The 26,743-nt window shown below is 64.2% G+C and carries 24 protein-coding genes and 1 tRNA gene; 12 read left to right on the top strand and 13 right to left on the bottom strand.

All coding sequences use genetic code 11. The annotated features are described in order from the left end of the window. The coding region (locus I5M_RS33465; protein WP_244431914.1) for a hypothetical protein at nt 1-270 on the bottom strand (270 nt) is incomplete at its 3' end. Between I5M_RS33465 and I5M_RS33460 the strand changes: the two genes are divergently transcribed. Beyond that, nucleotides 253-573, top strand: a complete 321-nt coding sequence (locus I5M_RS33460) for a transposase (RefSeq protein ID WP_244431913.1) — start codon at nt 253-255, stop codon at nt 571-573. The genes I5M_RS33465 and I5M_RS33460 overlap by 18 nt on opposite strands. Before the next feature lie 175 nt (nt 574-748). On the opposite strand, the gene I5M_RS02065 is transcribed toward I5M_RS33460, so the two are convergent. Then, entirely contained in the window at nt 749-1,807 is a 1,059-nt protein-coding gene (locus I5M_RS02065; RefSeq protein ID WP_022719885.1) for a phosphotransferase family protein, read from the bottom strand. Nucleotides 1,808-1,959: 152 nt separating this feature from the next. Then, nucleotides 1,960-3,198 carry an acyl-CoA dehydrogenase family protein gene (locus I5M_RS02060; RefSeq protein WP_022719884.1) on the bottom strand — a complete coding sequence of 413 codons (1,239 nt, stop codon included), beginning with the start codon at nt 3,196-3,198 and terminating at the stop codon, nt 1,960-1,962. Between the two features lie 258 nt (nt 3,199-3,456). Here I5M_RS02060 and I5M_RS02055 point away from each other — a divergent pair, with 258 nt between their 5' ends. Both I5M_RS02055 and I5M_RS02050 read left to right on the top strand, forming a co-directional pair. Further along, on the top strand, nt 3,457-4,119 hold the full coding sequence (locus I5M_RS02055; protein WP_031335047.1) for a TetR/AcrR family transcriptional regulator: 663 nt from the start codon (nt 3,457-3,459) through the stop codon (nt 4,117-4,119). A gap of 90 nt (nt 4,120-4,209) precedes the next feature. Next, on the top strand, nt 4,210-4,515 hold the full coding sequence (locus I5M_RS02050) for a GIY-YIG nuclease family protein (protein WP_031335045.1): 306 nt from the start codon (nt 4,210-4,212) through the stop codon (nt 4,513-4,515). 96 nt (nt 4,516-4,611) lie between these two features. Here the strand turns inward: I5M_RS02050 and I5M_RS02045 are convergent, their stop codons facing one another. The 7 genes from I5M_RS02045 to I5M_RS02010 form a co-directional block, all read right to left on the bottom strand. Further along, nucleotides 4,612-5,361, bottom strand: coding sequence for an ABC transporter ATP-binding protein (locus tag I5M_RS02045; RefSeq protein WP_022719881.1), 750 nt, complete (start codon nt 5,359-5,361; stop codon nt 4,612-4,614). Continuing rightward, nucleotides 5,358-6,140, bottom strand: a complete 783-nt coding sequence (locus I5M_RS02040; protein ID WP_022719880.1) for an ABC transporter ATP-binding protein — start codon at nt 6,138-6,140, stop codon at nt 5,358-5,360. Before I5M_RS02040 ends, I5M_RS02045 begins: the two co-directional genes overlap by 4 nt. Beyond that, nucleotides 6,137-7,357 (bottom strand): branched-chain amino acid ABC transporter permease, encoded by a 1,221-nt coding sequence (locus tag I5M_RS02035; RefSeq protein ID WP_022719879.1) that lies wholly within the window; start codon nt 7,355-7,357, stop codon nt 6,137-6,139. Before I5M_RS02035 ends, I5M_RS02040 begins: the two co-directional genes overlap by 4 nt. A 4-nt stretch (nt 7,358-7,361) precedes the next feature. Continuing rightward, a complete protein-coding gene (locus I5M_RS02030; RefSeq protein WP_022719878.1) occupies nt 7,362-8,369 on the bottom strand; it encodes a branched-chain amino acid ABC transporter permease in 1,008 nt (335 codons plus the stop codon). A 270-nt stretch (nt 8,370-8,639) separates the two neighbouring features. Further along, complete coding sequence (locus tag I5M_RS02025) at nt 8,640-9,992, bottom strand: substrate-binding protein (protein WP_022719877.1); 1,353 nt, start codon at nt 9,990-9,992, stop codon at nt 8,640-8,642. Nucleotides 9,993-10,353: 361 nt separating this feature from the next. Next, a complete protein-coding gene (locus I5M_RS02020; protein ID WP_022719876.1) occupies nt 10,354-13,575 on the bottom strand; it encodes an efflux RND transporter permease subunit in 3,222 nt (1,073 codons plus the stop codon). A gap of 130 nt (nt 13,576-13,705) precedes the next feature. Then, on the bottom strand, nt 13,706-14,914 hold the full coding sequence (locus I5M_RS02010) for an efflux RND transporter periplasmic adaptor subunit (protein ID WP_022719874.1): 1,209 nt from the start codon (nt 14,912-14,914) through the stop codon (nt 13,706-13,708). A 200-nt stretch (nt 14,915-15,114) separates the two neighbouring features. On the opposite strand from I5M_RS02010, the gene I5M_RS02005 reads away from it, so the two are divergent. Then, complete coding sequence (locus I5M_RS02005) at nt 15,115-15,702, top strand: TetR/AcrR family transcriptional regulator (RefSeq protein WP_022719873.1); 588 nt, start codon at nt 15,115-15,117, stop codon at nt 15,700-15,702. 55 nt (nt 15,703-15,757) lie between these two features. Here the strand turns inward: I5M_RS02005 and I5M_RS02000 are convergent, their stop codons facing one another. Both I5M_RS02000 and I5M_RS01995 read right to left on the bottom strand, forming a co-directional pair. After that, entirely contained in the window at nt 15,758-16,345 is a 588-nt protein-coding gene (locus tag I5M_RS02000; RefSeq protein ID WP_022719872.1) for a DUF6680 family protein, read from the bottom strand. 108 nt (nt 16,346-16,453) lie between these two features. Then, a tRNA-Gly gene (locus tag I5M_RS01995) sits at nt 16,454-16,527 on the bottom strand. Between the two features lie 371 nt (nt 16,528-16,898). On the opposite strand from I5M_RS01995, the gene I5M_RS01990 reads away from it, so the two are divergent. The 4 genes from I5M_RS01990 to I5M_RS01975 all read left to right on the top strand — a co-directional run bounded on the left by I5M_RS01990 (nt 16,899) and on the right by I5M_RS01975 (nt 21,410). Next, the gene (locus tag I5M_RS01990; protein WP_022719871.1) at nt 16,899-17,408 is read left to right on the top strand and encodes a ferritin-like domain-containing protein; all 510 of its coding nucleotides are present in this window, start codon (nt 16,899-16,901) and stop codon (nt 17,406-17,408) included. A gap of 11 nt (nt 17,409-17,419) precedes the next feature. After that, complete coding sequence (locus I5M_RS01985; RefSeq protein ID WP_022719870.1) at nt 17,420-17,980, top strand: DUF4142 domain-containing protein; 561 nt, start codon at nt 17,420-17,422, stop codon at nt 17,978-17,980. A gap of 258 nt (nt 17,981-18,238) precedes the next feature. Further along, a complete protein-coding gene (glgX, locus tag I5M_RS01980; RefSeq protein WP_031335043.1) occupies nt 18,239-20,443 on the top strand; it encodes a glycogen debranching protein GlgX in 2,205 nt (734 codons plus the stop codon). Nucleotides 20,444-20,561: 118 nt separating this feature from the next. Beyond that, nucleotides 20,562-21,410 carry a transglutaminase family protein gene (locus I5M_RS01975; protein ID WP_022719868.1) on the top strand — a complete coding sequence of 283 codons (849 nt, stop codon included), beginning with the start codon at nt 20,562-20,564 and terminating at the stop codon, nt 21,408-21,410. Nucleotides 21,411-21,597: 187 nt separating this feature from the next. Here the strand turns inward: I5M_RS01975 and I5M_RS01970 are convergent, their stop codons facing one another. Continuing rightward, complete coding sequence (locus I5M_RS01970; RefSeq protein WP_022719867.1) at nt 21,598-21,810, bottom strand: hypothetical protein; 213 nt, start codon at nt 21,808-21,810, stop codon at nt 21,598-21,600. A gap of 172 nt (nt 21,811-21,982) precedes the next feature. On the opposite strand from I5M_RS01970, the gene I5M_RS01965 reads away from it, so the two are divergent. The 4 genes from I5M_RS01965 (at nt 21,983) to I5M_RS01950 (ending at nt 26,641) form a co-directional block, all read left to right on the top strand. Continuing rightward, the gene (locus tag I5M_RS01965) at nt 21,983-22,657 is read left to right on the top strand and encodes a site-2 protease family protein (RefSeq protein ID WP_022719866.1); all 675 of its coding nucleotides are present in this window, start codon (nt 21,983-21,985) and stop codon (nt 22,655-22,657) included. Between the two features lie 176 nt (nt 22,658-22,833). Continuing rightward, complete coding sequence (gene petA / locus I5M_RS01960; protein ID WP_244431912.1) at nt 22,834-23,496, top strand: ubiquinol-cytochrome c reductase iron-sulfur subunit; 663 nt, start codon at nt 22,834-22,836, stop codon at nt 23,494-23,496. 264 nt (nt 23,497-23,760) lie between these two features. Next, nucleotides 23,761-25,539: a thiamine pyrophosphate-requiring protein gene (locus I5M_RS01955; protein ID WP_022719864.1), complete on the top strand. Its 1,779-nt coding sequence runs from the start codon at nt 23,761-23,763 to the stop codon at nt 25,537-25,539. Nucleotides 25,540-25,543: 4 nt separating this feature from the next. Then, nucleotides 25,544-26,641, top strand: coding sequence for an enolase C-terminal domain-like protein (locus I5M_RS01950; protein WP_022719863.1), 1,098 nt, complete (start codon nt 25,544-25,546; stop codon nt 26,639-26,641). Nucleotides 26,642-26,743 lie beyond the last annotated feature (102 nt).

Genomic DNA, 26,743 nt, shown 5'->3' with positions numbered 1-26,743 from the left:
GATCACCTGACGTTCGTCGAGCAGATCGAAGAAGACATCGCCCGGCTCAAGACCCGGCTCGAACATATCGACGAGCCACGGCGGCGGCGGCTGGTCCTGGGTGACATCGATCGGCTGAAGGCGCGACGGCTCGCCGAGCTCGCAAGAATTGCCGGCCAATTGCGCCAACATGCCGATCTGGCGCAGCGTCTCGATCTCGTGCTCAGCGTCCCCGGCATCGGTGAGCGGACGGCACTGGCACTGATCATCCGCATGCCCGAACTCGGCCAAATCAGCCGAGAAAAGGCCGCGGCTCTCGCCGGCCTGGCGCCGTTCGACGATGAAAGCGGCAAGCACAAGGGAGAGCGCCATATCGGCGGCGGCCGAGCCCGCTTACGGCGCTCGCTGTTCGCCGCAGCGCTGCCGGCCTCCTTCCGCTGGAACAAGGCCCTGTGCGCTTTTTACGCCCATCACAGAGCTCGAGGCCATGCACACAACTACGTCCTCGTCGCCTGTGCTCGCAAGCTTCTCATCTACGCCAACACCGTCGTCCAGCGCGGCTCCCCATGGGTGGAAAACCCTATCGCGCTTTAATGGTTGCTACGCTTATGTCATTCCGGGGCGCGCCGTAGGCGCGAACCCGGAATCTCTTTGCTTACCACCTCGGGATTCCGGGTTCGCTCGCTACGCGAGCGCCCCGGAATGACGGGGAGAAGAACAAAGGCGCGATCCTTGCGGACCGCGCCTTTTCTTATCTCGATAACCGTAACTACTTCGCGCCCGCCTTCTGGGCGTAGGCCCAGCTCGCCTGGGCCAGCGGCACCGTGCGGGCGGCGGATTCCTTGGCTTTGTCGGACGCCGCCGTCCCGTCGCGGATACGGCCGGCGATACCCTGGGTGATGCCGGCGAGGCGGAACGTGTTGTAGGCGAAGTACCAGTTCAGATCCGGCACGCCGTCGATGCCGGCCGCCTTGCAATAGATCGCCGCGGCCTCGTCCATGGTCGGCAGGTTCAGCGCCTTGAAGTCGGCGCCGTCGAGACCCGGCATGATCCACTGCATCAACAGATAGGTGAAATCCGCCATCGGATCACCCAGCGTCGACAGCTCCCAGTCCAGCACCGCCTGCACCTTCGGTTCGGTGGCGTGGAAGATCATGTTGTCGAGCCGGTAGTCGCCGTGCACGACGCTGACGCGCTTCTGCTCGGGCAACGTGCTCGGCAGCCATTCGATCAGCCGGTCCATCTCCGGGATCGATTGCGTCTCCGAGGCGCGATACTGCTTGGTCCAGCGATCGACCTGTCGGGCGAAATAATTGCCCGGCTTGCCGAAGTCGCCGAGGCCGATCTTCTCCGGATCGTAGGAGTGCAGCAGCGCCAGCGTTTCGATCTTGCTGGTGAAGATCGCGCGGCGCATCTCCGGCGGCTGGCTCGGCAGCGTCGGATCCCAGAACACCCGGCCCTCTTCCATCGACATGATGTAGAAGGCGGCGCCGATCACACTGTCGTCCATGCACAGCGCATAGGCGTGCGCGACCGGGAAGCCCTGCTTGCCGAGCGCGGCGATCACCTTGAACTCACGATCGACCGCATGGGCGGACGGCAGCAGTTTGCCGAACGGCTTGCGCCGCATCACATAGGAGCGGCTCGGCGTGTTCAGCCGATAGGTCGGGTTGGACTGGCCGCCCTTGAATTGCTGCACTTCGAGCGGCCCGGCATAGCCCTCGACATTGGACTGCATCCACTCGGCCAGCCTGGCTTCGTCGATGCGGTGGCGTTCCTCGACCGGCTTTGTGCCGGTGTAGTCGTCGTCTTTGCGGAAACCGACCAACTGAGTCCCCACTCTTTGTCCGCCTGACGGCGGTGGAGCTTGTTTTTCTAGATCGTCATGCCCGGGCTTGACCCGGGCATCCATCTATTCAGAAGATGGATCGCCGGATCAAGTCCGGCGATGACACTGTTGAAGGTTGCGACGCCCCGACCTTAGTGGTTGGTCGGCGCGTTGGCGTATTTCTTCAGCTCGAGGCGGGCGATAGCGCGGTTGTGCACCTCGTCCGGACCGTCGGCGAGACGCAGCGTGCGGATGTTGGCGTAGTCCTTGGCGAGGCCCGCCTCGTCCGACACGCCGGCACCGCCGAACGCCTGGATGGCGTTGTCGATGATCTTCAGCGCCATGTTGGGCGCCGCCACCTTGATCATGGCGATCTCGAGCTGCGCGGTCTTATTGCCGACCTTGTCCATCATGTCGGCGGCCTTGAGGCAAAGCAGCCGGTTCATCTCGATGTCGGTGCGAGCCTCGGCGATGCGCTGCTCCCAGATCGAATACTCGATGATCTTCTTGCCGAACGCGGTGCGCGACTGCAGCCGCTTCACCATCTTCTCCAGCGCCTCTTCGGCCTTGCCGATGGTGCGCATACAGTGATGGATGCGGCCCGGGCCGAGGCGGCCCTGCGCGATCTCGAAGCCGCGGCCTTCGCCGAGCAGCAGGTTCGACGCCGGAACGCGGACGTTCTCGAGCTTGACCATGCCGTGGCCGTGCGGCGCGTCGTCAAAGCCGAACACCGGCAGCATCTTCTCGATGGTGATGCCGGGCGTGTCGAGCGGCACCAGGATCTGCGACTGCTGCTGATGCTTGGCGGCCGACAGATCGGTCTTGCCCATCACGATCGCGACCTTGCAGCGCGGATCGCCGACGCCCGACGACCACCACTTGCGCCCGTTGATGACGTAGTGATCGCCATCCTTCTCGATCCGGGTCTCGATGTTGGTGGCGTCGGACGAAGCCACCGCCGGCTCGGTCATCAGGAACGCCGAGCGGATCTCACCGTCCATCAAGGGGCGCAGCCATTTGCGCTTCTGCTCCTTGGTGCCGTAGCGCATCAGCACTTCCATATTGCCGGTGTCCGGCGCCGAGCAGTTGAACACTTCGGAGGCCCAATAGATGTGGCCCATCTGCTCGGAGAGCAGCGCGTATTCGAGATTGCTCAGTCCCGCGCCGTGGAATTCATCGTCGTCGTGCGACGACGGCGGCATGAACATGTTCCACAGGCCTTCGGCCTTGGCCTTCTTCTTCAGGTCTTCGAGGATCGGAATGACCTTCCAGCGGTCGCCCTCGGCATCCTGCTGCTTGTAGATCGGCACCGCCGGACGGACATGCGTGTCCATGAAGGCAGTGACGCGGTCGAGCCATTCCCGCTGGCGGGGGGACATCGTGAAATCCATCGGGCGATCCTCTTGTGTTTTCCAGACCTGGTTCACCGGCCTTGGTTCGCCGGCACTGTCTCGCTCCCGGCGAATTGCCGCAAGCCTTTTCGCGAGCGCAGGCACGGATGCAGCAAAGCACCCAATCTGCGCTCCCGCGGCATCCGGCGGGACCGATTGGCCGGGCCGCCGCGCGGGCGCGCATTGACTTCCGACCATAAAACGATAGTTTCATACACACGTTTGAAAAGCAAGTTCGATCATTTTCCAGCAGGCGGCATGTCCACCGACCTCACCCGCACCGCGATCCTGCGCGCCGCCGAACGGCTCTATGCCGACCGAGGCTTCGGCGAAGTGACGCTGCGCGACATCGTCGCAGCGGCCGACGTCAATCTCGCGGCGGTGAACTATCACTTCGGCTCGAAGGACGAACTGATCGCCGAATTGTTCGTGACGCGTTCGATCGCGCTGAACCGCGAGCGGCTCAACGAACTCAAGGCCGCGGAGGCCGAGGGCAATGGTCGTGCGCCCATCGAGGCCGTACTCCGCGCTCTCATCGGCCCGACGCTACGCGGCTGCCTCGGCCCCGGCAGCGAACGCTCCGACGCCGCCCGCTTCATGATCCGCGCCTCGATCGAAACCATCCCGCCGATCCGCAAGATCAAGAATCGCGAGATCGATCACTTACGCAAATTCGCCGCCGCAATGCGCCGCTCGCTGCCCGGCAAATCCGACGAAGACATCTACTGGGGCCTGCACTTCGCCCTCGCCATGGCGCACCAGACGGTGCGCGACAGCGAACGCCTGACGCGGCTGTCAGACGGCAAATGCGACGTCGACGATGTTATTGGGGTGATCGAACGCGTGGTTGCGGTGGCGACGCTGGCGCTGACCGGCGGCGGGGCAGCGGGAAGCGAAAAGACTGCGGCACGGCGGCGGTAAGTTTGCTCTTCGCCTTTACTACGCGTTGACTCCAAAGCACCGTCATCCTGAGGTGCTCGCCCGCAGGGCGAGCCTCGAAGGATGACCGCCATGGGCATCTACGTCTACATGCTCCGCTGCGCCGATGGCTCCTACTATATCGGCAGCGCCACCGGCGATGATCTTTCCACTCGGATTGCGCAACATGACGCAGGAACGTTTCCCGGCTACACCTCCAGCCGAAGGCCGGTGACGCTGGTCTGGTCCGGCCACTTTGATCGCATCACCGATGGCATCGCGGTTGAGCGGCAGATGAAGGGCTGGAGCCGCGCCAAGAAAGAAGCGCTGATTCGAGGCGACTGGGGCGGTGTTCAGCAATACGCGCGGCGTCGCGCGGGACGGCCGCGTGACAAGTAGCTTGCTTGGTGTGCGTAGAAGTCATCCTTCGAGGCTCGCCCTGCGGGCGAGCACCTCAGGATGACGGCCCCCCAGGACGAAAACCGATCGCGCCCCTCAAATCGCCAGGTAGCGATGCCGCAATTCTTCGCTGTCCAGCACGTGCTTGGCGGAGCCGTCGTAGACGACCTCGCCGGTGTCGAGGATCACGGCGCGGTCGGAGAGTTCCAGCGCCGCGACGGCGTTCTGCTCGACGATGATCGAGGTGATGCCGGCGGCGCGGACCTCGCGCAGCGCCTTGGCGATGTCGTGCCGGACCACCGGCGCCAGCCCCTCATAGGGCTCGTCAAGCAGCAGCAGCTTGAGGTCGCGGGCGAGCGCGCGGGCGATCGCCAGCATCTGCTGCTCGCCGCCTGACATCGTCACGCCTTCCTGCTTGCGCCGCTCGGCGAGCCGCGGGAACAGCTCGTAGATCCGCTCGAACGACCAGCCGACGCTGCCGGAGATGATCGCCAGCTGCAAATTCTGCTCCACCGTCATGCCCGGGATGATGCGGCGATCCTCCTGCACCAGCTGGATGCCGGCCTGTGCGGCGAAATAGTTCGGCTTGCCGTGCAGCTTGACGCCGTCGAGGATCACCTCGCCGCTGTGCAACTCCGGTGACGACGCCCGCGCGATCGCCCGCAGCGTCGAGGTCTTGCCCGCGCCGTTACGGCCGAGCAGCGCCAGGATCTCGCCTTTGTTGAGCGAGAACGAGACGTTCTGAACGATGTAGCTGTCGCCGTAATAGGCGTTGAGGTTGCGGCAGGAAAAAAACGGCGCCGCGGCCTGCGCCGCGTCGGTGCGCTCGGCGGTCATCGTGCTCATACTTGCTCCTCGCCGAGATAGGCTTCGATCACCTTGGGGTTGCCTTTGATCTCGTCCGGCACGCCTTGGGCGATGACGCGGCCGCCGGCCAGCACCGTGATCCGGTCGGCGAGCGAGAACACCACATGCATGTCATGCTCGATGATGACGATCGTCATCCCCGACTCTTTGATCTGCCGCAGGATGTCGATCGTCGCATTGGTGTCGGCGCGCGCCATGCCGGCGGTCGGCTCGTCGAGCAGTAACAGCTTCGGCTTCTGCACCAGCCCCATCACCAACTCGAGCCGCCGCTTGTCGCCGCGCGACAGCGCGCCGGCCAGATGATAGAGATGCTCGCCGAGCCCGCGGTCGCGTAGTGCGGCGATCGCACGCTGGCCGATCTCGCCCTGCTCGTCGAACCGCGACACCAGCTTGAGCCGGAACGCACCGTCCTGATGCGACAGCATCGCCATCATGACGTTTTCCAGCACGGTGAGATCGCCGAAGATCTCCGGGGTCTGAAACACCCGCGCGACGCCGAGCTGGTTGATCTCGTAAGGCGGCAGACCGGTCAGCTCGGTGCCGTGGAACATCACCTTGCCCCGCGTCGGCGGCAGCACACCGACGCAGACGTTGAGCAGCGTCGACTTGCCGGCGCCGTTCGGGCCGATGATGGCGTGGGTCTCGCCCTCGCGAATGTCGAGATTCACGTCGGCCAGCGCGTGCAGTCCCGCGAATGTCTTGTGGACGTGGTCGATGTGCAGGACGATGTCGTTGTTCGAGGTTGCTATCGCGGTCATGGCGTAACGGCCCTCTTCTTCTCCGCGGATTTCTGCTCCGCCTGGGCCGCGCCGTAGCTCGGCGGCATCTCCTCGATCACGCTCTCGCCGAGGCCATCGCGCTGCGGCGAGTCGCCGAGCGACTTGACCTTCGGCGTGTGCTTCAGGCCGATCAGCCGGTTGATGCCCTCCATCACGCCGCCGGGCAGGAAGATCACCACGGCCATGAACAGCAGCCCGAGGGTGAGCTGCCAGCCCTCGCCGACGAACAGGCCGACCGTCTTCACGGCATAGACGCGCACGGTGTCGGGCAGGAACGAGAAGATCGAGGCGAGCTGGGCGTCGTTATAGGCCGAGAAGATGTTCTCGAAGTACTTGATGATGCCGGTGCCGAGCACCGGCCCGAGCAGCGTGCCGGCGCCGCCCAGAATGGTCATCAGCACCACCTCGCCGGAGGCCGTCCATTGCATCCGCTCGGCGCCGGCCAGCGGATCGGTGGCGGCGAGTAGCGCGCCGGCGAGTCCGGCGAACATGCCGGAGATCACGAAGGCCGAGAGCAGGTACGGCCGGGTGTGATAGCCGGTGTAGCCCATCCGGTTCTGGTTCGACTTGATGGCCCGCAGCGTCATGCCGAACGGCGAGCGGAAGATCGCGATCGACAGACCGAACGCTACGACCAGCACCGCGCCGCAGATGTAGAACCCGGTCCAGCCGCTGATCGCCATGCCGAACAGCGAGGGAGTCGAGGAGTGATAGCCGATCGCGGCGTCGAGCACGCGCGGATCGTCGCGCAAGATGCGCAGCCCGGTCTCGCCGTTGGTGATCGGCGTCAGCACCGAATACGCCATGTTGTAGCACATCTGCGCGAAGGCCAGCGTCAGGATCGAGAAGTAGATGCCGGAGCGCCGCAGGCTGACGAAGCCGATCGCGGCTGCGAGCAGCCCGGCGAGGACCATCGCCAGCACCACCGCCGGCAGCAGGTCCATCGAGAACAGCTTGAACGACCACACCGCCGCGTAGGAGCCGACGCCGAGAAATGCCGCGTGGCCGAACGACAGATAGCCGGTGAGCCCGAACAGGATGTTGAAGCCGATCGCGAAGATGCCGTAGATCGCGAACTTTTCGAGCAGATCGGGGTAGCCGGCGCCGATCGGCGTGAAGATGACCGGCCCCAGTGCCACCACGATGGCGAAGCCGATCAGCAGCGCGATGTCGGCGAGTTTGGAGGTGTGCTTCATCTGATCAGCTCTCCATCACGCCCTTGCGCCCCAGCAACCCGCGCGGGCGTACCAGCAGGATTCCGACGGCGACGAGATAGATGATGATCTGGTCGATGCCCGGGACCAGCGCCTTGACCTCGTTCATCGACGCGAAGGATTGCAGGATGCCGAGCAGGAAGCCGGCCAGCACCGCCCCCGGCAGCGAGCCCATGCCGCCGACCACGACGACGACGAAGGACAGCACCAGGAAGTCCATGCCCATGTGATAGTCCGGCGGCAGGATCGGCGTGTACATCACCCCCGCCACGCCGGCGACCACTGCGGCCAGCCCAAACACGATCGTGAAGCGGCGTTCGATGTTGATGCCGAGCAGGCCGACGGTCTCGCGGTCCTGCATGCCGGCGCGCACCACCATGCCGAACGTGGTGAGCTGGAGGAACGCGAACACCGCCGCAATCACCACCAGCGAAAAACCGAGATACACGATCCGCCAATACGGATACACGATCGCCTCGGTGATCTGCAGGCTGCCGGAGAACATCGCAGGCGCCGATTGCGCGATCGGGTTGGCGCCGTAGATCTGCTTGACGATCTCCTGCAGCACGATGGCGAGGCCGAAAGTGACCAGGATCTGGTCGGCGTGCGGCCGCTTGTAGAAGAACCGGATCAGGCCGCGCTCGATGAAGATGCCGATCACCAGCATCACCGGGATCGCGATCAGGATCGAGACCGGCACCGAATAGTCGATCAGGAACTTGCCCCAGTCGCCGAGCATCGCCTGCACGTAGGGCGTCTTGATCTCCATCGGCGAGCCCCACGGCGTCAGCCGCGTCGGATCGACGCGCACGATTTCGAGCGTCAGCAGCCGGTTGAAGGTGACGGCGCAGAACGCGCCGAGCATGAACAGCGCGCCGTGGGCGAAGTTCACCACGCCCAGCGTGCCGAAGGCCAGCGTCAGGCCGAGCGCGATCAGCGCATACGCCCCGCCTTTGTCGAGCCCATTCAGTATCTGCAGAATGATCGCGTCCATGCCTCGCCCATCTCCTCCGTCCACGGCACAGACCGCGGCCCGCGTGTCCCATCTACAAGCTCGCCGTCGCGATCGCCGCGCGGCGCGAAATCTGAAAATCGTTTGTCCGGATGCCCGTTGGTCCGGATCTCACCGAAGCCGGCGGCGACGTCACGCCGCCGTGACGGCCGCGACCGCCAGACACGACGGCCGGCCGCGCCCGACGGCGCGACCGACCGCTGGTTCGTGGTGCGGGGCAGACTCACCGGCGGCGAGTCCGCCCGGCTCAGATCAGCCGCACTTCTTGGCGTCCTTGGAGCCGAGGTCGCCGCCGAAGATGCTGGGGTCGTAAGTGACCTGGGAGGCCGGGACGATCTTCTTGACCTCGAGCAGGTCGTATTTGTCCTTCGGCTTGTCCTTGCCCTGCACCACCAGCACGTCCTTGAAGCACTGATGGTCGGCGGCGCGGTACAACGTCTTGCCGTTGCCCATGCCGTCGAACTCGAAGCCTTCGAGCGCCTTGATCACCTGGGTCGGGTTGAACGAGCCGGCACGCTGGCAGGCATCCGCGTAAAGGATCGCCTGGACGTAGCAGGTCTGCGCCGCCTGCGACGGCGGAGCACCATAGGCCGCGCCGAACGACTTGGTGAACGCGCTGGTCGCCGCGTCTTCCAGCTTCCAGTCCCAATTGGCGGTGCCGTAGATGCCCTTGATCGCGTCGCCGGCGCCCTGCGCCATCAGCTCGGAGAACAGCGGCACGACGATCTCGAACTTCTTGCCGTTGGCCATCTTGTCGCGCAGGCCGAACTGTACCGCCTGGGTCAAGGAGTTGATCATGTCCTTGCCGTAGTGGTTCAGGATCAGCACATCGGCGCCGGAATTCAGCACCGGGGTGATGTACTGCGAGAAGTCGCCGGCGCCGAGCGGGGTGCGGACCGCCTTGACGGTCTTCCAGCCTTCCTTCTCGGTGGCGTTCTTCATGGACTCTTCCTGGGTCCAACCCCAGGTGTAGTCGGCAGTCAGATGATACGCGGCGCGATCCTTGCCGTAGGCTTCGGCGAGCACCGGGCCGAGCGCCACGCCCGACATGTAGGCGTTGAAGAAGTGGCGGAAGCCGTAGGCCCGCTTGTCCTTGCCGGTGGTGTCGTTGGAGTGCGACAGGCCGCACATGTAGATCACGCCGGCATCCTGGCACAGTGACTGCACCGCGACGGCCACCGCCGACGACGAGCAGCCGGTGATCATGATCGCGCCGTCCTTTTCGATCATGCGCTTGGCCGAAGCGCGCGCCGCGTCGGCCTTGGTCTGGGTGTCGCCGGAGACGAAGGTGACCTTCTTGCCGAGCACGCCGTTGCCCTTCAGCGCCAGCGGCTTCATGGTCTTGAGCATGCCGCCATCGCCCTCGCCGTTGATGTGCTTCACGGCGAGCTGATAGGCGCGAAGTTCGTCGGCACCTTCGTCGGCATAGGGACCCGACTGCGGCACGTTGAAGCCGAACACGACGTCCTTGCCCTTGGGCATGTTGCAGAAATCATCGGCCCAGGCATCGCGGATGAAAAACGTCGGCGTTGCGAGGGCGGCAACACCGCCCAATCCGGTCTTGAGTGCGGTTCTGCGATCGATGGAAAATTTGGCGTCGGCCATATGTCTCTCCTCTGAGGGTTCCTCGGTGGCTCGTTATTATTCTTTGGCAGCGACGGCATCGTCCGGCACAGTCACGCCAAATCGCTCTTTCGGCGACGAGCCCGAAGTCTTGAGGAGCGGCAAGCAAAGGGTCAATTGCTACGTTCGGCTAATCCCTGTACGCAAGCGTACTAACACCATCATGCGGCGTGACTTCATTCATCCCGTCCGAGAAGCGGCGGTAACGAGTGAAGCCGGTGGCTGATGAGTCCGTATGGCCGCGACGCCAAGTCGCATGATCGACGTCACACACGCGCACTACCGCGAGCGTGACGTCACGCCAGATTGACGCAGGCAACTGATCCTCAGCGGCGCGCTGCAATTAGTCGTGCGACGCCAACGACGGCTCGGCCCCGTGCGGTGCCGGCGCCAATGGCGCATCGACCACCGTGCCCTCGCCATGCTGGGTCAGCGGCCGGTTGCCGCCGAGCGCGCGCAGCAGCACGTAGAACATCGGGGTAAAGAAGATGCCGAACGCGGTGACGCCGATCATGCCGGCGAACACCGCGACGCCCATGGCGTGGCGCATCTCCGAGCCGGCGCCGGTCGAGGTCACCAGCGGCACCACGCCCATGATGAACGCCATCGAGGTCATCAGGATCGGCCGCAGCCGCAGCCGGCTGGCCTCGATCGCCGCCTGGATCGGCGTGCGCCCGGCGAACTCCAATTCGCGCGCGAACTCGACGATCAGGATGGCGTTCTTCGCCGACAGTCCGACCAGTACGATCAGGCCGATCTGGGTGAAGACGTTGTTGTCGCCCTTGCTGATCCAGACGCCGAACATGGCCGCGAGTAGTCCCATCGGCACGATCATGATGATCGACAGCGGCAGCGTCAGGCTCTCGTATTGCGCAGCCAGCACCAGGAATACCAACAGCAGCGCCACCGGGAACACGATCAGCGACGAATTGCCGGCGATGATCTCCTGATAAGTCAGTTCGGTCCATTCGAAGCCGATGCCCTTGGGCAGCGTCTCCTTGGCGACGCGCTCGACCGCGGCCTGCGCCTGCCCGGTCGAGAACCCGGGCGCCGCGCCGCCGCTGACATCGGCGGTGAGGAAGCCGTTGTAGCGCATCGCCCGCTCCGGCCCTGCGCTCTCCTTGACGCGCAGCAACGTCGACAGCGGGATCATCTCGTTACTATCCGACCGCACCTTGAGCTGGCCGACATCGTCGGCACGGGCGCGGAACTTGGCGTCGGCCTGCACGCGCACCGAATAGGTGCGGCCGAATTTGTTGAAGTCGTTGACGTAGAGCGAACCGAGATAGATCTGCATGGTGTCGAAGATCGACGTCACCGGCACGTTGAGCTGGCGCGCCTTGGTGCGATCAACGTCCGCGTAGAGCTGCGGCACGTTGATCTGATAGCTGGTGAACAGCCCGGCCAGTTCCTTCTGCGCGGACGCCTTTGCAACGAACGCCTTGGTGGCGTCGTTGAGCGCCTCGTAGCCGAGGCCGGCGCGGTCCTCGATCTGCAGCTTGAAGCCGCCGATGGTGCCGAGGCCGGCGACCGGCGGCGGGGGGAACATGGCGATGAACGCATCCTGGATGCCGGCGAACTTCTTGTTCAGCGACAGCGCGATCGCATTGCCGCTCAGCGCCGGGCTCTTGCGGTCGGCGAAGTCCTTCAGGCCGATGAAGACGATGCCCGAGTTCGACGAGTTGGTGAAGCCGTTGATCGACAGGCCGGGAAACTGGATCGAGTTCTCGACGCCGGGCTCCTGCTGGGCGATGTCGCCCATACGGCGGATCACTTCTTCGGTGCGGTCCAGCGTGGCCCCGTCCGGCAGTTGCGCGAAGCCGACCAGATATTGCTTGTCCTGCCCCGGCACGAAGCCGCCCGGCACGGCGTGGAACAGCCAGCCAGTGACACCGACCAGCACCAAGTACACGCCCATGACGATCGCTCGGCGCGAGATCACGCGCTTGACGCCGCCCCCATAGGCCGCCGAGCTACGCGTGAAGAAGCGGTTGAAGCGGACGAAGAACCAGCCGAGCGTGCGGTCCATGAATCGCGTCAACGCGTCCTTCGGCGCGTCGTGACCGCGCAGCAGCAGCGCGGCCAGCGCCGGCGACAGCGTCAGCGAGTTGAAGGCCGAGATCACCGTCGAGATCGCCACCGTCAGGGCGAACTGCTTGTAGAACTGCCCGGTGAGGCCGGTGATGAAGGCCAGCGGCACGAACACCGCGACCAGCACCAGCGCGATGGCGATGATCGGCCCGGTGACTTCGCGCATCGCCTGGTAGGCGGCGTCCTTCGGCGCGAGGCCGCGCTCGATGTTGCGTTCGACGTTCTCGACCACGACGATGGCATCGTCGACCACGATGCCGATCGCCAGCACCAAACCGAACAGCGTCAGCGCGTTGATCGAAAAACCGAACACGTGCATCACTGCGAAGGTGCCGATCACCGACACCGGCACCGCGATCAGCGGAATGATCGAGGCCCGCCAGGTCTGCAGGAACAGGATCACTACCAGCACCACCAGCGCGATGGCTTCCAGCAGCGTGTGGATCACGGCCTCGATCGAGGCGCGGACGAACTGCGTCGGGTCGTAGACGATGTCGTAGTCGACGCCGTCCGGCATGTTCTCCTTCAGCTCCTTCATCGTCTTGCGGACGTTGTCGGAAATCTGGATCGCGTTGGAGCCTGGCGCCTGGAAGATCGGCACAGCGACCGCGGACTTGTTGTTGAGCAGCGAGCGCAGTGCGTAGTCGGCGGCGCCGAGTTCGATGCGTGCGACGTCGCGCAGCCGCACCACGTCGCCATTGGCGCCGTTCTTGACAATGATGTCGCCGAATTCCTGCTCGGTCTGCAGCCGGCCCTGGGCATTGATCGAGAGCTGCAGATCGAGCCCGGGCTCGTTGGGCGAGCCGCCGACCTGCCCGGCCGCCGCCTGGACGTTCTGCGCGCGGATCTCGCGCACGACGTCGTCGGGCGACAGGCCGCGCTCGGCCATCTTCTGCGGATCGAGCCAGATCCGCATCGAGTAATCACCCGAGCCGAACAGCTGGACCTGGCCGACGCCCTCGATGCGCGCCAGCCGGTCCTTGACGTTGAGCACCGCGTAGTTGCGCAGGTAAGTCATGTCGTAGCGGCCGTTCGGCGACATCAGATGCACGACCATCGTGAGGTCGGGTGCGCTCTTGATGGTGGTGACGCCGAGCGCGCGCACTTCCGCCGGCAGCCGCGGCTCGGCCTGCGACACGCGGTTCTGCACCAGCTGCTGCGCCTTGTCGGGGTCCGTACCGAGCCGGAACGTGACGTTGAGCGTCATCCGGCCGTCGGTCGTCGCCTGGCTGCTCATGTAGAGCATGTTCTCGACGCCGTTGATCTGCTCTTCGATCGGCGTCGACACCGTCTCGGCGATCACCTTCGGATTGGCGCCAGGATAGTTGGCCGTCACCACGATGGTGGGCGGCGACACTTCCGGATATTCACTGATCGGCAGCACCGGCAGCGACAGAAGGCCGGCGAGAAAGATCACCGCCGACAACACGCCGGCGAAGATCGGGCGATCGATGAAGAACTTCGAGAAATTCATGGCCGTGATCCGTCATGATCGCCCGTTGCGGGCGCAAATTGTTCCTGCGCGGCCGAACGCGCGGCCGCGAGCTGAGCGATTTCAATCCGAGGAGCGTCCGCACCCCGCCGCAGGCGGGATGCGGACGCGATTAGTTCTGCGCCACGGCCTTGCCGGTGGTGCCGCTGGTACCGTCCATCGCCACCATCTCGGGCTTGATGGTCACGCCCGGTCGCACCCGCTGCAGGCCGTTGACGACGATGCGCTCGCCGGGCTGCAGGCCGGAAGACACGACGCGGAGTCCGTCGACCGAGGCGCCGAGCGTCACTTCGCGATACTCGGCCTGGTTCTTGGCATCGACCACCATGACGAACTTCTTGTTCTGGTCGGTGCCGACCGCACGCTCGCTGACCAGCAGCGCCGGCTCCGGCTTGGGCTGGCCCATGGTGAGCCGAGCGAACTGGCCCGGCATCAGCCGCCCGTCGGCATTGTCGAACACCGCCCGCACCCGCACCGTGCCGGAGCTAGGGTCGACCTGATTGTCGATGAACTGCATCTTGCCCTTCACCGGCTTGCTGTCCGACAGCAACGTCATCTGCACCGGAATGCGGTCGATCGCGCCCGGCATCTTCTCGTCCGCCAGCGTCTTCAGCGCGCGCGTCACCACCTGCTCGCCGGCATTGAAGCTGGCGTAGATCGGATTGATCGACACCAGCGTGGTGAGCAGCGGCGACGAGGGGCCGGCGGCAATCAGATTGCCGACGGTGATCTCGACCTTGCCGATGCGGCCCGACACCGGCGCGCGGATCTCGGTGTAGCCGAGGTTGAGCTCGGCGGTCTTCAGCGCGGCTTCGGCCGTCTTCAGCGCCGCTTCGGCTTCACGATAAGCGTTGACGCGGGTGTCGAGCTCGCGCTGGGTGATGCTCGAGGTCGACAATTGCTGGCCGCGGTCAAAGTCCGCCTTGGTCAGCGTCAGCCGCGCCCGCGCCGAGGCCACCTGAGCCTGAGCGCGATCGACTTCGGCGGCGTAGAGCGACGGGTCGATCACCACCAGCAGGTCGCCCTGCTTCACCAGCGCGCCTTCACGGAAGCGGATCTCCTGCACGGCGCCGGCGACGCGCGAACGGATTTCGACCCGATCCACCGCCTCGAGGCGCCCCGAAAACTCCTCCGAGGGCGTGGTCTCGCGCGGCTCCACCGTCGCCACTGAAGCCGTGACCGCCGGCGGCGGCGCCGCAGTCTGTGCCTGCGCTGCTGCCCCCGGGGCATCGTTGAGCAGCAGCGCACCACCACCGACGGCCGCGGCAATCACCGCGATTCCGGTGCCCAGAACGATCTTACGAGCGAACGGATTGGCCATTGTGAACCCCATTTAATCTTTGCAGGCTTGCAAAAAGCCCTGCGATCTCAATACCTGGCGGTCCGAAGCCACCGCCGCGCCGATGTACCATCGTACCACGCTGCAGTGCACATATCCATACCGCCCGGTATAAATGGACTATCGACAACGACTGTCAAGAGACTTATCTACCGATTGGTAGAACTCTGAGGAGCACCACCATGGCCATGGGCCGCCCCCGCGAATTCAACGCCGATGCGGCGCTCGACAGCGCCCTGCAGGTGTTCTGGCGCAAGGGCTATGAGGGTGCGTCGATGACCGACCTCACCGAGGCGATGGGCATCACCAAACCGAGCCTCTACGCAGCTTTCGGCAACAAGGAGGAGCTGTTCCGCAAGGCGCTGGACCGCTATGTCGACGGCCCCGGCGGCTACTACCAGACCGCCCTGCAACAGCCGACCGCGCGCGCCGTCGTCGAGCACGTCCTCACCGGCGCCGCCGACGCCATGACCGATCCGGTCCACCCCGGCTGTCTCGCCGTGCAAGGTGCGCTGTGCTGCGGCGAAGCCGCCGAGACCATCAAGCAGGAACTGGCCGCGCGCCGCGCCAAGAGCGAACAGGACATACGCGACCGCTTCGCCCGCGCCATCGCCGATGGCGACCTACCGGCGCAGGCCGATGCCGACGACCTCGCCCGCTACATCTCCGCCATCCTGCAAGGCATGGCCGTCCAAGCCGCCAGCGGTGCCTCTCGCGAGCAACTCCGCAAGCTCGCCGACATGGCACTGCGGAACTGGCCGCCGGTGTGAAAGGGCGAGGTTGTCCGCATCGTGGCCATCGAAATCCGGGGCAACCTTAGGGTCGCTACGTGCCCACAGACGGGGGAGCCGACTCTTGCGGTGGCCTGCTAGAGTCATTCTGCAATGGAATAATCGGTGGCCCTTGATGCACCGGAAGGCTCCGCTTTCCTTGAAGGACTTCGATTAGCAGGCGCCGAAATGTAGCTTGTTCTTCCTCTAATTGTCCGAAGGCCGTCGGGTTATAGCCGCCCTCCAAGACATCAAGTTGCTCCATTTCGTAGCCTAGATTCTTCCCCATGGCATATAGCAGACGCGTCGTGAGCCGACGAAACTTGTCGAACCAGTCTGGCTGGCTAACGCTTGCACTCATATGATTGAAAACATCTTTGAAGGCGCGCTCTACCGGCTCAACCCCTTGGAATTCGACCTCTATAAGATTAAATGCGTTCACGTAATCAGGACTCAAATGCATTCGCCGATTACGCATCATGGCTCGGAAGACATCGAGCTTTCTTGTGGTTCGAGCGCGTTCCGCATCAATCTTTCTCGTAATCCAAACGGCAATGATAGGCCCCATTAAAGTGGCCAAAATAACAAATATAGCGTTCGCGATCACAGCTACAGTGATGATGTTGAACTGAACTTCATTCATTTTGGTTCGCCACACTTAGGAAAAGAATAGAAAGCCGCTAAATGTAATTACCCAACCCAATTGGCACACCGCGTCGAACGACCGTTCGAAAGCATCTGTCAAGGACAATGGAGCGGGTGAAGGGAATCGAACCCTCGTATTCAGCTTGGAAGGCTGCTGCTCTACCATTGAGCTACACCCGCGGCAGCTGTTCCCCTACCACGCCGCCATGCCGGCCTCAACACCCTAGGCACCGAAGCACGCGCTTCAGCGTCGACATGCACTGTGGCGCATCGTGACGCCCCCCGTAACGGATACCCGCCAAGCCCGAGCTCACGGCAGCCAGCCGCCTAGGGCGTCACTGCTCAGCGAAGCCATGGATCGCGGGGTTTAGCCGACCATGATGGTGGTGAGGTTGCCCGCAACCATGGCGAAGCTGCCGCGGTTCATTCCAAGTCGGGCACCGTGCAATGATGCAACCATTTCCGCATTCAGCTGCCACCGTCGCCGCGCGCCGGAACTGAACCCCCTCCTTCCAGTTGTGGAGCATCACGCCAAACCTGCGGAGGCCAGGATGGGTTTCTTCACCAAGGACATTCAAACCATGGAGGACCTGCTGCTGCATGGCCTCCACGACATTTATTACGCCGAACAGCAGATCACCAAGGCGCTGCCGACGATGATCGAGCAGGCCACCAATCGCGATCTGGCGGCCGGCCTGAAGGCGCATCTCGAAGAGACGCACAAACAGATCGAGCGACTCGACCAGGTGTTCAAGAAGCTCGGCGAGAAGCCGTCGGGCGTCGACTGCCCGGCGATCGACGGGCTGATCAAAGAGTCCAACGAGACCGCCGGTGAGATCGCCGACAAGAGCGTGCTCGACGCCGCCATCGTCGCCAATGCGCAGGCGGTCGAGCACTACGAGATCGCCCGCTACGGCACGCTGATCGCCTGGGCGGAAGAACTCGGCCACGACGACATCGTGCGTTTCCTCACCACCAATCTCAACGAGGAAAAGGCCGCCAACACCAAGCTCAACACCGTGGCGCTGCGCAAAGGCGTCAACCGCAAAGCCGCAAGCTGAAGGAGATCACCATGAAACGCAGTGCCATCATTCTGGGATGCGTGTTGCTCGCCACCCCCGCCTTCGCCGAATCCGTCGCCGAAAAGACCGGCGTGAATTCCGCGCTCGGCGTGGCGCCGGCCACCACCGACTTCGTCCAGCAGGTCGCGATCAGCGACATGTTCGAGATCCAGTCGAGCAAGCTCGCCGAAGAAAAGGGCAATGCCGCCGAGAAGAGCTTCGCCAAGCAGATGATCGCCGATCACACCAAGACCTCGACCGAGTTGAAGTCGATGGTGTCGAGCGGCAAGCTCAAGGCCGAGCTGCCGACCAAGCTCGACGACGCGCATCAGAGCAAGCTCGACAAGCTGAAAGCCGCCGATGGCGCCAAGTTCTCGTCGGCCTATAACGACGACCAGGTCTCGGCCCACCAGGACGCGGTGTCGCTGTTCCAGCGCTACGCCAAGGGCGGCGATAATGCCGAGCTGAAGAATTGGGCCGGCAAGACCCTGCCGACGCTGCAGCACCATCTCGACATGGCGCAGAAGCTCGACAAGGAGCACACCACGACGACCTCGAAGTCGAACAAGTAACTCCGGTCGCTTTACCGGAAGAAGGCCCGGACCGCATGCGGCCCGGGCCTTCTTCGTTGTGCATGCTCGTTGTGCGCCGGCTCTTCGCAACCGTTGCCGGATGTTGCAGCAACGATCGCGAGGGAACAGAATTTCATCATCGAGCATTGTTGCAGTCGCTACAAAAGGCTGTGGGCAGTTTGCAACACATCAATGGGGTACGCGCCGAACCTGCGTTGCGCACGCAGCCGTCGCGGTGCTGGTGCGCGCGAGGGCAAGATGACCGATAAAACCGACGTTCTGGAATCGCCGAAGACGACGCAGCCGGAAGCCAAGCCGGCCGCCGCGCCGCCGCCGCGGCCCGCGCCCGAGATCATTACCGAAGCCAGCAATGTGTGTGAGGGCCTGCCCTACCCGCTCGGCGCCTGCTGGGACGGCGCAGGCACCAACTTCGCGCTGTTCTCCGCCAACGCCACCAAGGTCGAGGTCTGTCTGTTCGACGGCGACAAGGAGCGCCGCATCGAGCTGCCCGAATACACCGACGAGGTGTTTCACGGTTACATCCCCGACGTCGGTCCGGGCACCTTTTACGGCTATCGCGTCTACGGCCCTTACGAGCCCGAGAACGGCCACCGCTTCAATCACAACAAGCTGCTGCTCGATCCCTATGCGCGCGCCCATGCCGGCTCGCTGAAGTGGGATCCGGCCGTGTTCGGCTACAAGATGGAAAGCGGCGACGACACCACCTTCGACGAGCGCGACTCCGCGCCATTCATGCCGAAATGCGTGGTGGTCGATGCCGGCTTCGACTGGCGCGGCGAACCCGGCCGCAAATTCGTGCCGTGGGATCAGACCATCATCTACGAGACTCACGTCAAAGGCTTCACCAAGCTGCACCCCGGCGTGCCGGAGGATCTGCGCGGCACCTACGCGGGCTTCGGCAGCCAGGCCGTGGTCGACTACATCGCCTCGCTCGGCATCACCGCGGTCGAACTTCTGCCGATCCACACCTTCGTCGACGACAGCTATCTGCTCGAAAAGAAGCTGGTCAACTACTGGGGCTACAACACCATCGGCTTCTTCGCACCCGATCCGCGCTACGCTGCCGACGTGCCGAACTCGCTGCGCGAGTTCAAGGAGATGGTGTCCCGGCTGCACGAGGCCGGCATCGCCGTGATCCTCGACGTCGTCTACAACCACACCGCCGAAGGCAACGAACTCGGGCCGACGCTGTCGTTCAAGGGCATCGACAATGCCAGCTACTACCGCCTGCTGCCGGACAAGAAGCGCTACTACATCAACGACACCGGCACCGGCAACACCGTCAACTTGTCACATCCGCGCGTGATCCAGATGGTCACCGACTCGCTACGCTACTGGGCCGGCGAGATGCACATCGACGGCTTCCGCTTCGATCTCGGGACCATCCTGGCGCGCGAGACCTACGGCTTCGACGAGCAGAGCGGCTTCCTCAAGGCGGTCAACCAGGATCCGTTGCTCAGCTCGGTGAAGTTGATCGCCGAGCCATGGGATTGCGGCCCCGGCGGCTATCAGGTCGGCGGCTTCCCGCCGGGCTGGGCGGAATGGAACGACAAGTTCCGCGACACCGTGCGCGACTATTGGCGCGCCGAAGCCCCGGCATCGGCGCTTGCGCCGCGGCTGGCCGCCTCCGGCGACGTGTTCAATCGTCAGGGCCGCCGCGCCTGGTCGAGCGTGAACTTCATCACCGCACACGACGGCTTCACCCTTAACGATTGGGCCAGCTACAACGAGAAGCACAACATCGCCAACGGCGAGGACAACAAGGACGGCCATTCCGACAATCGTTCGTGGAACTGCGGCGCCGAAGGCCCGACCGAGGACGAGGCCATCCTGGAATTGCGCGAGCGCCAGAAGCGCAACATGCTGTCCACCCTGCTGCTCGCCCAAGGCACGCCGATGCTGCTGGCCGGCGATGAATTCGGCCGCACTCAGCAGGGCAACAACAATGCCTATTGCCAGGACAACGAAATCTCCTGGGTGCATTGGGACCACGACGACGCCGCCAAGGATCTGCTCGAGTTCACCAAGCGACTGATCACGGTGCGGCGCGAATGCCCGACGCTGCGGCGCAGCCGCTTCCTGCAAGGCCAGTATGACGAAGAGCTCGGAGTCTGCGACGTCACCTGGATCAACGCCAATGGCGGTCCGATGCAGGAGGAGCACTGGCAGGACGGCAACGTCAAATGCTTCGGCATGCTACTCGACGGCCGCGCCCGCAAGACCGGCATTCGCCGCATCGCCGAGGACGAGACCGTGCTGCTGATCACCAACAGCTTCGACGGGCTGGTGGAGTTCACCCTGCCCGAAGTGTCTCACGGCTCGCAATGGCAGCTGTTGCTCGATACCAATATCCCCGATGGCAAGCCCGGCGAGGCGTTTGCCTGCGGCAGCAAGTATCAGGTCACGGCACGTTCGGTGCTGCTTTTTGGGCTCAAGGACTAAACGCAGGTCCCTGGTCTGCCTCACATTTGCGCAGCCGAGGGAACGATTCGCGCGGAACAGTTTCAGCCCTGCGCCATTGAAGATGCAACTTCAGTGACGCAGGGCATGGAGCCGTTTCGTGATCATTCGCGCGGGTTACAACATCGCTTTCTATTGCTTCCAGGATACGCCGATGAACCTCTTGCTGAGCGTTCATCCGTCGCGGGCCCAGGACATCGTCGGCGAGCACGAGATCCGGTTCACCCCCGACGTGCCGTCGCACGAGTTCGTCGACATGTTCGGTAACGTCTCCACTCGTCTGGTCGCGCCGATGGGTCGGATCGATATCAGCAACGACTTCCTGATCCGCGATTCCGGCCTGCCCGACGAAGTCGCTCCCGACGCGCGGCAATTGCCGGTGCAGGAACTGCCCGACGATGTGCTGGTGTATCTGCTCGGCAGCCGCTATTGCGACACCGACAAGCTGTCGAACCTGGCCTGGTCGATGTTCGGCGGCCTCACCGGCTGGCGGCTGGTGCAGGCGATAGTCGACTACACGCACAACCAGATCGAGTTCGGCTATCACTACGCCCGCAACGACCGCACCGCCTCGGAAGGCCATTCCGAGCGCATCGGCGTGTGCCGCGATTTCGCGCATCTCGCGGTCACGCTGTGCCGCTGCATGAACGTCCCGGCGCGCTATTGCACCGGATATCTCGGCGACATCGGCGTTCCGATCGACCCGGCGCCGATGGACTTCTCGGCCTGGTTCGAAGTCTACCTCGACGGCCGCTGGTACACGTTCGACGCCCGCCACAATCACCCGCGCATCGGCCGCGTCGTCATCGCCCGTGGCCGCGACGCCGCCGACGCCGCTATCTCGACCTCGTTCGGCACCGCGCAGCTGCTCAAGTTCGAAGTCATCACCGAAGAGGTGACCGAACAACACACCGGCGAGCTGCCGGAACGGCTGCGCAAGGTGGCGTAATTAACACTCCGCGCCTCACCCACGCCGTCATGGCCGGGCTCGTCCCGGCCATCCACGGACACGAGCACCGCCTCGCCTGCAAACGTGGATGGCCGGGACAAGCCCGGCCATGACGGTGAATATGAATTGTCAAACACAAAGGCCGGGCTTACGCCCGGCCTTCTTTTACGCACAAACGCTACGCTACTCAGTTCGTCCGCGTGCCCAGATTCGTCACCGACTGATCGGTGCCGGGCACGGTGATCCGCACCTCGTGGCCGAATTTGATGGCGTTGGTGGCGGCCGCGATGGCGGCTTCGAATGCGGCCTCCTTGCTGGAATAGTCTCCGATCGGATCATCGTCGTGGCGAACGCCCCAGCGATTGTCGTTGCCGACCACGTCGTAATAGGCCTTGCCCATCTGCTCCTCCCTGTTTCTTCGGATCAATCGAGGCAGGCGACGATGGTTCCCCATTGGTGGAATTGCGCCGCGGCATGGATTACATCGCGGACATAAATCCGCCCGCCGACTGGCACAATCGCCCGCGGTTCTATATCTGGAACCCGACAAGGCGAAATGACGTGTGAGTCCAATGGCTGGTGACCTGTCCAATATGATGCTGGTGATTTCGGTGTGGGCGCTGCCGCTGCTCATCGCCATCACCTTTCACGAGGCGGCCCACGCCTACGTCGCCAAGCTGTGCGGCGATACCACGGCCTGGATGCTCGGACGGGTCAGCTTCAATCCGTTCAAGCATGTCGACCCGTTCGGCACCGTCGTGCTGCCGCTCTTGCTCCTGGTGATGCAGTCGCCGTTCCTGTTCGGCTACGCCAAGCCGGTGCCGGTCAATTTCAAGAACCTGCGGCATCCGCGCCGCGACATGGTGCTGGTCGCCGCCGCCGGGCCCGGCGTCAATCTACTGCTCGCCGCCATCGCGGCGCTGGCCTTCCATGTCGTGGGTTACGTCCCCGGCCCGGCCGGCCAATGGCTGGCGCAAAATCTCGTCAACACCCTGCTGATCAACGTCATCCTGGCGATCTTCAATCTGATCCCGATCCCGCCGCTCGACGGCGGCCGTATCCTGGCCGGCATCCTGCCGCGCAAGCTGGCGTATCAGTATGAAAAGCTCGAGCCATTCGGCATGCTGATCCTGCTCAGCCTGATCTTCCTGCTGCCGCTCGCCGGATTCTCCGGCGCCACGCGCTTCATCGCGCAATCGAGCAACGTCGTGGTGCAGGCGATCCTGCGGCTCACCGGCAACGCCTGACGGCATCTCGGCGTCTCGCTGCGAATTGCCAGCCGACGCCGCTCTCCGATTAACTTTACTCCATGATGCCGGCTGATGCGGAACCGCCGGCGTGGCTGCTGCTTGGTGGAGGAGAGGCGACGGATAGTTCGTTGCACCACCTTCCGGGCGGTGCGCGACTTAACGGGACGATGACCGTGTCCGCAACCTCCCCGATCTCCACTCATGTCTCCACGCCCGATCGCGATCCGCCCACACGGCGGGATTTCCTGTTCATCGCCACCGGCGCCGTCGCAGCGGTCGGCGCGGTTGCGGCCGTGTGGCCGTTCATCGATCAAATGGAGCCGGACGCGTCCACGCTGGCCGCCGGCGCGCCGATCGAAGTCGATATCAGCGCGATCCAGCCGGGTCAGCAAATCCTGGTCCGCTGGCGCGACCGCCCGATCTTCATCACCCGCCGTACCCCGCAGGCGCTGAAGTCGTTGCAGGCGCCGGCCCTGCTCGCCCGTTTGTCCGACCCGAATTCGGGCACCCGCCAGCAGCCCGACTACGCCGACAATTGGCACCGTTCGGTCAATCCGGAATTCGGCGTGCTGGTCGGCATCTGTACGCATCTCGGCTGCATTCCGACCTTCGAGCCGCTGCCGACCGACATGCCGGCTTCGGAGAGCTGGATGGGCGGTTACTTCTGCACCTGCCACGGCTCCAAATACGATCTTGCCGGACGAGTCTTCAGCGGCGTGCCGGCACCTTACAACTTGCCGGTGCCGCCCTATCACTTCGTCAGCGACAGCAAGATCAGGATCGGTGAAAATCCACCGAACAGCACCTTCGATTTTTCAACGATCCGCCAGATCTAGCACCATCGTCGCGACGTGATCGGCGATCCGCACGAGCTTGTCTGCTGATTGCGTGGAGCGAAGCGAATTATTACGCGGTCGGTCGAGACTTCCGTCCGATCGCGTACCAGCGCGCTGGCGACTCATCCGCGCGACGTTCAAAAGCCGGTGAAGCCGAGCAAATCCTGCGTTTACTGCCGCGACGTCCGCAACGTTCACGCCGCCGACTCGTTGACGCCGCAACCAAGATCTCACCTCAAACGATCGCAGCAGCGGAACATCATCATGAACGTCAGCGAATTCGTGTGGCAGCGGTTGTCAGAATGGGGCCTCCGGCGCGTCTATGGTTATCCCGGTGACGGCGTCGGCGGGCTCGATGTCGCGCTCGAGCAAGCCAAGGATAAGATCGACTACGTACAGGTGCGCCACGAAGAGATGGCGGCGTTCATGGCCTCGGCGCACGCCAAATTCACCGGCCAGGTCGGGCTGTGCTACGCGACCTCCGGACCCGGCGCGATTCACCTGCTCAACGGCCTGTACGACGCCAAAATGGATCACGTCGGCGTCGTGGCGCTGGTCGGTCAGCAGGCGCGCAGCGCAATCGGTGCCAACTATCAGCAGGAAGTCGACCTGCAGACATTGTTCGGCGATGTCAGCGAATACGTCGCGACCGCCAGCGTGCCCGAGCAAGTCCGCCATCTCGTCGATCGCGCTGTGCGCATCGCGCACGAGAAGCGCGGCGTCGCCACCGTCATCCTGCCCAACGATCTTCAGCTCCTGCCTTACAAGGATCCACCAATGGCGCACGGCGCGACGCACACCGGCGTCGGCCATGCCTATCCGGCGAAAGTGCCGGACGAGGCCGGGCTCCGCGCTGCGGCCGAGGTGCTTAACGCCGGCGAGAAGGTCGCGATCCTGGCCGGCGCAGGTGCATTGGAGGCGACAGACGAAGTCATCGCGGTGGCGCAGCGGCTGCAGGCCGGCGTCGCCAAGGCGCTGCTCGGCAAGGCCGCTTTGCCCGACGATCTGCCTTTCGTCACCGGTTCGATCGGCCTGCTCGGCTCCAAGCCGAGTTGGGATCTGATGAAAGGCTGCGACACTTTCCTGATGGTCGGCTCGTCGTTTCCCTACAGCGAATTCCTGCCCAAGCCCGGTGACGCCCGCGGCGTACAGATCGATGTCGACGGCCGCCGGCTCAGCCTGCGTTACCCGATGGAAGTGAATCTCGTCGGCGACAGCGCCGCGACGCTGCGCGCCCTGCTGCCGATGCTCAAGCAGAAAGACGAGACCTCGTGGCGGCGCGGCATCGAGCGCGGCGTCAAGTCGTGGTGGGAGACGCTGGAGAGCCGCGCGATGCAGAGCGCCGAGCCGCTCAACCCGCAGCGCGTGTTCTGGGAGCTGTCGCCCCGCCTGCCGGACAACGCGATCATCACCGCCGACTCCGGCTCGGCCGCAAACTGGTACGCGCGCGACCTGAAGATGCGGCGCGGCATGAAGGCCTCGCTGTCCGGGGGACTCGCCTCGCTGGGCGCTGGCACGCCCTACGCGGTGGCCGGCAAGATGGCCTATCCGGATCGCACCGTGATCGCCTGCATGGGCGACGGCGCGATGCAGATGAACGGCCTCAACGTGATGATCACGATCTCCAAATACTGGAAGCAGTGGTCGAACCCGCGGCTGATCGTGCTGGTGCTGAACAATCGCGACCTCAACCAGGTCACCTGGGAAGAGCGTGTCCAGCTCGGCACCGGCAAGACGGAGTCGACGCAGAGCATCCCCGACTTCCCGTACCACCGCTACGCCGAGCTGATCGGCCTCAAGGGCATCTTCGTCGACAATCCCGACCGCGTCGGCGCCGCCTGGGACGAAGCCCTCGCGGCCGATCGACCGGTGATCCTCGAAGCCTACACCGATCCCAACGTGCCGCCGCTGCCGCCGCACATCACCCTGAAGGACGCCAAGAACTTCATGACGATGATCGCCAGCGAACCGGAGCTGGGCAGCGTGCTGACCAACAGCGCCAAGGAGCTGCTGGCGACAGTGATGCCCGGCAAAAAGGAGTAAGGCGGTGAAGCCCGACGTCGCAATCGAAGGCCTCGGCGTCCGGACCTTCACGATCCCCACCGACCGCCCCGAGGCCGATGGCACGATGAGCTGGGATTCAACCACCATCGTGCTGGTCGAAGCTTCGGCCGGCGGCAAGACCGGTCTCGGTTACACCTACAGCTCGGACGCGATCGCGCCGCTGATCCATGACAAGCTGGCAGCGGTCGTGCGTGGAAAGGATGCTTTTGCCCCGCAAGCCGCATGGCGCGCGATGCAGCGCGCGGTGCGCAATCTAGGCCGCGAAGGCCTCGCCGCGACGGCAATCTCCGCAGTCGATGCTGCGCTGTATGATCTCAAGGCGCGGCTGCTCGGCGTGCCGCTCGCCACCTTGCTCGGCCGCTACCGCGACGAGGTGCCGATCTACGGCAGCGGCGGCTTCACCAGCTACACGGATGCCGAGCTGTGCGATCAGCTTGCCGGCTGGGTCGGACGCGACGGCTGCGCGTTCGTCAAGATGAAGATCGGCAGCGATCCGGCGCGCGATCCCGAGCGCGTCCGTATCGCCAAGCAGGCAATTGGTGATCGCGCCACGCTGTTCGTCGATGCCAACGGCGCGTACGGCGTCAAGCAGGCGCTGGCATTGGCCGATCGGTTCGCCGAGCAAGGCGTCGGCTGGTTCGAGGAGCCGGTGTCGTCGGATGACCGGAGCGGACTTCGCGCGATCCGCCAGCGCGCCCCGGCGTGCATCGAGATCGCCGCCGGCGAATATTGCTACACGGCCGACTACGCGCGGCACATGCTGGCGGCCGAGGCGGTCGACGTGATGCAGGCCGACGTCACGCGCTGCGGCGGAATCACCGGCTTTTTGCAGATCGCCGCGCTGTGCGAAGCGCACCACATCGATCTGTCCGGCCACTGCGCGCCGGCGCTGCATCTACACGTCGCCTGCGCGGCGCCTCGGCTGCGTCATCTCGAGTGGTTTCACGATCACGTCCGCATCGAGCACATGCTGTTCGACGGCGCTCCGACGCCGCGCAATGGCGTCATCCGTCCCGACCTGTCCCGCACCGGCAATGGACTGGCCTTCAAGGCCCAGGACGCCGCCCGCTATGCTGCCTGAGGACTAATCGCCGATGAAACGCCAGAGCCTGTTTCTGCTGTGCGCAGGGATTGGAGCCGGAGCCGTAACGCTTGCGCTCTCCCGGCGCCAGCCTGCGCCACC

This window comes from Rhodopseudomonas sp. B29 (assembly GCF_000333455.1).
Taxonomy (GTDB): Bacteria; Pseudomonadota; Alphaproteobacteria; order Rhizobiales; family Xanthobacteraceae; genus Rhodopseudomonas.
This window is presented reverse-complemented; position numbering and strand designations above follow the sequence as displayed.